The sequence below is a fragment of the Amnibacterium sp. genome (genome assembly GCF_051956055.1).
In the GTDB taxonomy this organism is placed as follows: Bacteria; Actinomycetota; Actinomycetes; order Actinomycetales; family Microbacteriaceae; genus Amnibacterium.
Map to the genome: position 1 here is coordinate 52,985 of NZ_JBQCGC010000012.1, position 7,448 is coordinate 60,432.

At 71.5% G+C, this 7,448-nt stretch carries 8 protein-coding genes; 5 read left to right on the forward strand and 3 right to left on the reverse strand.

The annotated features are described in order from the left end of the window. Positions 1-4: 4 nt before the first annotated feature. Positions 5-1,519, reverse strand: a complete 1,515-nt coding sequence (gene glpK, locus ACTHLI_RS02070; RefSeq protein ID WP_440181164.1) for a glycerol kinase GlpK — start codon at positions 1,517-1,519, stop codon at positions 5-7. A gap of 40 nt (positions 1,520-1,559) precedes the next feature. Then, positions 1,560-2,264: an MIP/aquaporin family protein gene (locus tag ACTHLI_RS02075; protein WP_440181165.1), complete on the reverse strand. Its 705-nt coding sequence runs from the start codon at positions 2,262-2,264 to the stop codon at positions 1,560-1,562. A 253-nt stretch (positions 2,265-2,517) separates the two neighbouring features. Between ACTHLI_RS02075 and ACTHLI_RS02080 the strand changes: the two genes are divergently transcribed. The 5 genes from ACTHLI_RS02080 (at position 2,518) to ACTHLI_RS02100 (ending at position 6,274) form a co-directional block, all read left to right on the forward strand. Beyond that, positions 2,518-3,507: a sugar-binding transcriptional regulator gene (locus ACTHLI_RS02080; RefSeq protein WP_440181166.1), complete on the forward strand. Its 990-nt coding sequence runs from the start codon at positions 2,518-2,520 to the stop codon at positions 3,505-3,507. Positions 3,508-3,634: 127 nt separating this feature from the next. Further along, positions 3,635-4,636, forward strand: a complete 1,002-nt coding sequence (gene dhaK, locus ACTHLI_RS02085; protein WP_440181167.1) for a dihydroxyacetone kinase subunit DhaK — start codon at positions 3,635-3,637, stop codon at positions 4,634-4,636. A gap of 20 nt (positions 4,637-4,656) precedes the next feature. Continuing rightward, positions 4,657-5,283 (forward strand): dihydroxyacetone kinase subunit DhaL, encoded by a 627-nt coding sequence (dhaL, locus tag ACTHLI_RS02090; RefSeq protein WP_440181173.1) that lies wholly within the window; start codon positions 4,657-4,659, stop codon positions 5,281-5,283. Positions 5,284-5,286: 3 nt separating this feature from the next. Beyond that, entirely contained in the window at positions 5,287-5,937 is a 651-nt protein-coding gene (dhaM, locus tag ACTHLI_RS02095) for a dihydroxyacetone kinase phosphoryl donor subunit DhaM (RefSeq protein ID WP_440181168.1), read from the forward strand. A gap of 151 nt (positions 5,938-6,088) precedes the next feature. Further along, on the forward strand, positions 6,089-6,274 hold the full coding sequence (locus ACTHLI_RS02100; protein ID WP_440181169.1) for a hypothetical protein: 186 nt from the start codon (positions 6,089-6,091) through the stop codon (positions 6,272-6,274). A gap of 106 nt (positions 6,275-6,380) precedes the next feature. Here the strand turns inward: ACTHLI_RS02100 and ACTHLI_RS02105 are convergent. Next, positions 6,381-7,448: YihY/virulence factor BrkB family protein (locus ACTHLI_RS02105; protein WP_440181170.1), on the reverse strand; the 1,068-nt coding region annotated here is incomplete at its 5' end.

Sequence of the window (7,448 nt, forward strand, 5' to 3'; positions counted from 1 at the left end):
AGTGCTACTGCACGTCCTCGTCGACCCAGTCGAAGGTCTTCGTGACGGCCTTCTTCCAGAGGCGGTACTGGCGCTCGCGCTCGGACTGGTCCATCTGCGGATCCCAGCGCTTGTCCTCCTGCCAGTTCTTCCGCAGGTCGTCGAAGTCCTTCCAGAACCCGACGGCGAGGCCTGCGGCGTAGGCGGCGCCGAGCGCCGTGGTCTCCGCGACGACCGGGCGCACGACCGGCACGCCGAGGATGTCGGCCTGGAACTGCATGAGCAGGTCGTTGGCCACCATGCCGCCGTCGACCTTCAGCTCCTTCAGCTCGTCGCCGGTGTCGGCGTTCACCGCGTCGAGGACCTCCCGCGACTGGAAGGCCGTGGCCTCGAGCGCGGCCCTGGCGATGTGGCCCTTGTTCACGAACCGCGTGAGGCCGACGAGCGCACCGCGCGCCTCCGACCGCCAGTACGGCGCGAACAGTCCCGAGAAGGCGGGCACGAAGTACGCGCCGCCGTTGTCCTCGACCGTCTTCGCGAGCTCCTCGACCTCCGGGGCGGAGCCGATGAGGCCCAGGTTGTCGCGCAGCCACTGGATGAGCGAGCCGGTCACCGCGACCGAGCCCTCCAGGGCGTAGTGCGGCTCCCCGTCGCCGAGCCGGTAGGCCATCGTCGTGAGCAGCCCGTTCTTGCTGTGCACGATCTCGGTCCCGGTCGGGAAGATCAGGAAGTTGCCGGTGCCGTACGTGTTCTTGGCCTCGCCGACCTCGAACGCGACCTGACCGAACGTCGCGGCCTGCTGGTCGCCCAGGATGCCGGCGATCGGCACCTCGCGCAGGAGGCTCGACGACTCGACGGTGCCGTAGACCTCCGAGGAGCTGCGGATCTCGGGGAGCATCGACTTCGGCACGTCGAAGACCCGGAGGATCTCGTCGTCCCACGCCAGCGTCTTCAGGTCCATGAACAGCGTGCGGGACGCATTGGTCACGTCCGTCGCGTGCACGCCGCCGTCGGTGCCGCCGGTGAGGTTCCAGAGCACCCACGTGTCGGTCGTGCCGAACATGAGCTCGCCGTTCTCGGCCTTCTCCCTGGCGCCCTCGACGTTCTCGAGGATCCAGACGATCTTCGTGCCGGCGAAGTAGGTGGAGAGCGGCAGCCCGACCTTCTCCTTGAAGCGCTCGACGCCGCCGTCGGCCGCGAAGCGGTCGACGATGGACTGCGTGCGCGTGTCCTGCCAGACGATGGCGTTGTAGATGGGCTTGCCGGTGGCCTTCTCCCACACGACGGTCGTCTCGCGCTGGTTGGTGATGCCGACCGCCGCGATGTCGTGCCGGGTGATGTCGGCACGGGACAGCGCCTGACCGATCACCTCCCGGGTGTTCTTCCAGATCTCCTCCGGGTCGTGCTCGACCCACCCCGCACGGGGGAAGATCTGCCGGTGCTCGAGCTGACCGGTCGAGACCACCTTGCCCTCGTGGTCGAAGACCATCGCTCGGGTGGAGGTGGTGCCTTGGTCGATGGCGAGGACGTAGTCCGCCACGGTTACTCCTTTGTTCGTGGGTGATTCGGTCGTGGGTGGGTCAGAGGGTGGGCAGCAGCACGTACGAGAGCGCGCCCGCGAGCGCCCCGCCGATCAGCGGGCCGACGATGGGCACCCAGGAGTAGCCCCAGTCGCTCGAGCCCTTGTGCCGGATCGGGAGGATCGCGTGCATGATGCGCGGGCCGAAGTCACGGGCCGGGTTGATCGCGTACCCGGTCGGGCCACCGAGGGAGGCGCCGATGCCGACGACCAGGAGGGCGACCGGCAGCGCACCCAGCGCCGCGAGCCCCGCCGGCGTCTTCGTCGCCGCATCCCCGCCGTGACCGAATGCGATGACGACGAACACCAGCACGAACGTGCCGATGATCTCGGTGATCAGGTTCCAGCCGTACGAGCGGATCTCCGGGCCGGTCGAGAAGACGCCGAGGATCGTGCCCGCGTTCTCCTCCTCGTCGAAGTGCTTCTTGAACGCGAGCCAGACGAGGAACGCGCCGATCATCGCGCCGAGCACCTGCGCGACGATGTAGAGCAGCGCGACGCCGATGCCCTGCGTGAACTTGCCCGCGACGAGCAGACCGACGGTGACGGCCGGGTTGAGGTGCGCCCCGGACGCGTACGACACGGTGACGCCCGCGAAGACCGCGAGGCCCCAGCCGAAGTTGATGAGCAGCCAGCCGCCGCCCAGACCTTTGCTCTTCGTCAGGATCGCGGTGGCGACGACGCCACCACCGAGAAGGAGCAGCATCGCGGTTCCGACGAGCTCCGAGAGGAATTCCGTTCCCACTGAGGGAGTCACTGCATACCTGCCTCTTCATCGAGTGGACCCGGCCGGTGATGTCCGCGCCGGGGGCAGCCGTGACCGTACTCCCAGGTTCATCGCCCACGGCAAGGACCTTCGCCCGACGTGCACAACCGTGCAGCCGCTATATTGCGGCTGCCGGGCACATCCGCGCAGTGCCCCGGCACGGATGTGCAGTCCACGGGAGGGCAGGAGACCGATGACCGCGGAGACCGTCGCACCACCCGCTGCACTCGTCGGCAGGGGAGGGGGCCGGACGCAGCAGGCGCTGACCGCCGCGCACCTGTACTACATGCAGGACCTCACGATGGAGGCGATCGCCCGCGAGCTGCACACGTCGCGATCGTCGGTCTCGCGGCTCCTGAGCCACGCGAGGGAGACCGGGCTCGTGGACATCCAGATCCATTCCCCGGCCGAGTCGGCGGCGAACCTCGCGGCGCTCATCCGCGAGCGGTACGACGTCACCGCGCATCTCGTCCCCATGCCGGACCACACGAGCGACGTCGACCGGCTCGAGCGCGTGGCGATGTCCGCGGCCCGCCTGCTCGGGCGCTTCTTCGACTCGAACATGACCCTCGGCATCGCGTGGGGCTCGACGATGAGCGCCGTGAGCCGGCACCTGGTGCCCAAGCCCCTGAACGGGGCCGAGGTCGTGCAGCTGAACGGTGCCGGGAACACGAGGACGACGGGCATCATCTACGCGAGCGAGATCCTCCGCCGGTTCGGTCGCGCGTACGGCGCGCACACGCAGCAGTTCCCGGTGCCGGCCTTCTTCGACGATCCCGAGACCAAGCGGGCGCTCTGGCGCGAGCGCAGCATGCGCCGCGTGCTCGAGGTGCAGGAGCACATGCACGTCGCGCTGTTCGGGCTCGGCTCGCCGTTCGCCGAGGTGCCGAGCCACGTCTACATCGGCGGCTACCTCGAGCCGGAGGACTACCGCTCGCTCAGCACGGACCGCGTCGTCGGGGACGTGGCGACCGTGTTCTACCGAGGGGATGGCACCTGGCGGGACATCGCGCTGAACGCCAGGGCGTCCGGTCCGGACCTCGACCAGCTGCGGCGGACCGCGCGGCGGGTGTGCGTGGTGGCGGGGCAGTCGAAGCTGCCGAGCCTCCGCGGCGCCCTCGCGGCCCGCCTGATCACCGATCTCGTGCTCGACGAGCCGCTCGCCAGGGCCCTCGTCGCCTGAGTCCTTCGGCCCGACCGGGGCGGCCGCGGCCGATGCACGATTGTGCACGCTCGGGCGGCGACCGCCGCCCGATCGTAGAGTCGGCGTCGTCGGCGGTGGTGCCGACCAGCCCCTGGTGGAGGTTTCGATGAAGAAGCTCATCCGTGATCCGCAGACCGTCGTGAAGGACTCGCTCGCGGGCTTCGCGGCAGCGCACCCCGGGCTCGTCCGGGTGCAGACGGATCCCGATTACGTCGTGCGCGCCGACGCGCCGGTCCGTGGCAAGGTCGGGCTCGTGTCCGGCGGCGGCAGCGGGCACGAGCCGTTGCACGCCGGCTTCGTCGGCTACGGCATGCTCGACGCGGCGGTGCCGGGCGCGGTCTTCACCTCGCCCACGCCGGACCCGATCCTCGAGGCGACGAAGGCCGTCGACGGGGGAGCCGGCGTCCTCCACATCGTGAAGAACTACACGGGTGACGTGCTGAACTTCGAGACCGCGGCGGACCTCGCGTCGGCCGAGGACATCCAGGTCGAGTCGGTCGTCATCGACGACGACGTGGCCGTCAAGGACTCGCTGTACACGGCCGGCCGGCGCGGCGTCGCGGGCACCGTGCTGGTGGAGAAGATCGCCGGCGCGGCGGCGGAGCGCGGTGACGACCTCGCGCACGTCGCGGCCGTCGCCCGGAAGGTGAACGGGAACGTGCGCTCGATGGGCGTGGCCCTGACCGCTCCCGTGGTGCCGCACGCCGGCGTCCCGAGCTTCGACATCAGCGACCACGAGGTCGAGATCGGCATCGGCATCCACGGGGAGCCCGGCCGCGAGCGCATCGAGTGGGAGCCGGTGGACGGGCTCGTGTCGAGGCTGATGGATCCGATCCTGGAGGACCTGCCGTTCACCTCCAGCGACGACGTGCTCCTCTTCGTCAACGGCATGGGCGCAACGCCCCTCATCGAGCTCTACGTCGTCTACGACGCGGCCGCCTCGATCCTCCGTGAACGGAACATCCAGGTGTCGCGCAGCCTCGTCGGCAACTTCGTGACGAGTCTGGACATGCAGGGGTGCTCGATCACGCTGCTGCGGCTGGACGACGAGCTGAAGGCGCTCTGGGACGCACCCGTCGAGACGGCTGCGCTCCGGTGGGGCCGGTAGGAAGGAGCAGGGTGGACGCACTGGGCACGGACTGGGCGCTCGACTGGGTGCGGCGGAGCGCCGCGGTCGTCGCCGAGCACAAGGCGGAGCTCTCCGGCCTCGACCGCGCGATCGGCGACGGCGACCACGGCGAGAACCTCGACCGGGGCTTCCGCGCGGTGATGGCGAAGCTCGACGGCACCACCCCGGATTCTCCGGGGGCGACGCTCAAGCTCGTCGCGACGACGTTGATCTCCACGGTCGGGGGAGCGTCCGGTCCGCTGCTCGGCACCGCCTACCTGCGGGCGGCCCAGTCCGCCGGCGACGCCGATGAGCTCGACGCGGCCGCGGTGGTCGCGGTGCTCACGGCTGCGAGGGACGGCATCGTGGCGCGCGGGAAGGCCGAGTCGGGCGACAAGACGATGGTCGACGCGTGGACGCCGGCCGTCGACGCCGCTGCGCGCGCCCTCGCGGACGGCGGCGCCGTCGTCTCGGTCCTCGTCGCCGCGGCGGAGGCCGCGGAGGCGGGTGCGGAGGCCACCGTGCCGATGGTCGCCAGGAAGGGCCGAGCGAGCTACCTGGGGGAGCGCTCGGCCGGCCACCTCGACCCGGGCGCCCAGTCGAGCGCCTACCAGCTCCGCGCCGCGGCCGCGGCGGCGCAGGGCTGACGCGTGCCCGTCGGCCTGGTCTTCGTCTCGCACAGCGCACGGATCGCGGAGGGGCTCGTCGAGCTTGCCGCGCAGATGGCGCCGTCCGTGCCCCTCGTCGCCGCGGGGGGCACGGACGACGGCGGGATCGGTACGAGCTACGAGAAGGTCCTCGCCGGGATCGCCGCCGCGGACCGCGGGCAGGGCGTCCTCCTGATCGGCGACCTCGGCTCGGCGCTGCTCACCGCGGAGACCGCGGTCGACCTGCTCGAGGCGCCCCCGGCCGGCGGCGTGCGCGTGCTGGACGCCCCGCTCGTCGAGGGCGGCGTCGCCGCGGCGGTCGCAGCCGAGTCCGGCGACGACCTCGACGCGGTGGCCCGCGCCGCCACGGGGGAGCCCGCCGCCGCGGGCGCGGACCAGGACCAGGGCTCGCTCGAGCGGACCGTCGAGCTCACCGATCCCGAAGGGCTGCACGCGCGGCCAGCCGCGGCGCTCGTGCGGCTCGTCGCCGGCTTCGACGCCCGGGTCACGGTGAACGGTGCCGATGCGTCGAGCCTCCTCCGCGTCATCGCCCTCGGACTCCGCCACGGTGAACGGGTCCGGGTCCGCGCCGAGGGCGCGCAGGCGCACGAGGCGCTCGCCGCCGTCGCCGCGCTCCTCGCGAACGGGGCCTAGCCTCCCGAGGGGCCTCGCCGGGCGCGACACGCCGGAGCGCACCGCGGGGGAGCGGTGCCGCTCGTGCCCCCACTTCGGGGGGTCCCGATCCGCCGTGCGACGCGCCGCGAGCCTCCCGATCTGGGGGTCTGCGGACGGTCATGCTCTCCCCGTGCTCACCACCCTGGTCCTGGTCCTCGCAGGCATCACCGCCTGGTGCGTCGCGTCGCTCGCGCTCGCCCTGATCGTCGGCCCGATGATCCGGAAGGCGGATCGCCGTCGCGCCGCCGACCGAGAGCCGTTGCCGGCCGAGCGCCGCCCGCTCCCGGGCGCGATCCGGCGTCCCGTCGTCCACTAGGACGACCCCGAGCTGGGTGGAGGCGCTTCCCGGCCGCCTCCACCCGACAGTCCGGCCCGCGCACGATGACGTGTGCGGGCCGGTGTCGTTCGCGGCGGGGGAGCGGTCAGTCCCGCCGACCCCTCGACATGCGCAGCCGCCGCGCCTGGGCGACCTGCTCCTCGTGCTTGGCCGCCTTCTTGTCGGACTGGCGGGTGTCGCGCGGCGGTAGCTGGATCTGCTCCTCCGCCGCGATGCCGGCCTGCAGCTCGCGGCCGCGTTCGAGCTCGGCGTCGAACTCGGCACCGAACAGCAGGACCAGGTTCGTGATCCAGAGCCACAGCAGGAAGACGATCACGCCCGCGACCGCGCCGTAGGTCTTCGCGTAGCTGCCGCCGCCGGTGAGCGCCAGGTAGGCGCCGAGGGCAGCCGTCGCGAGCGCCCACACGACGAGCGCGAGGAACGATCCGGTGCTGATCCACTTGAACTTCGGCTGCCGGAGGTTCGGCGAGAAGTAGTACAGGATCGCGATGCCCGCCACCGCGATCGCGACCAGGATCGGCCACTTCACGATCTGGAACACCGTCAGCGCGATGGGCCCGATGCCGATGGCCGTCGCGATCTGATTCACGATCGGCCCGGTCGAGACCAGGATCAGCGCCCCGACCACCGCGAGGATCACCACCGCGACGGTCACGAGGAGCTGCGTCGGCCGCAGCTTCCAGATGGGCCGGCCCTCCGGGATGCTGTAGATGCGGTTCATCGCCCGCCCGAACGCCCCGACGTACCCGGACGCGGACCAGATCGCGCCGAGCACGCCGACGACGAGGCCGATGCCGACGCCCTGCGTGCGCGTCGCGTTGTCGATCAGCTGCGTGACGATGTTGTAGACGCCGGGCGAGCTCTGCCGGACCGGCGCAAGGAACTGCTGGGTCAACTGGCTCACGGCGGTCGGGCTGAGGAGGCCCAGGATCGAGACGATCGCGATGGCCGCCGGCCCGAGCGCCAGGACCGAGTAGTAGACGAGGGCGGCCGCCAGGTCGGTGCACTGGTCGGCCCCGAACTCCTGCGCCGTCTTCTTCAGCGAGTACTTCCACGTCGGCTCGTGCAGGTCCTCCGGACCCTCCGGCTTGCTCGCCGCATCGGGCGCCGGCGCGTGGCGGGGCGGCTCGCCCGGTTCCGCCTCCGTCTCCGC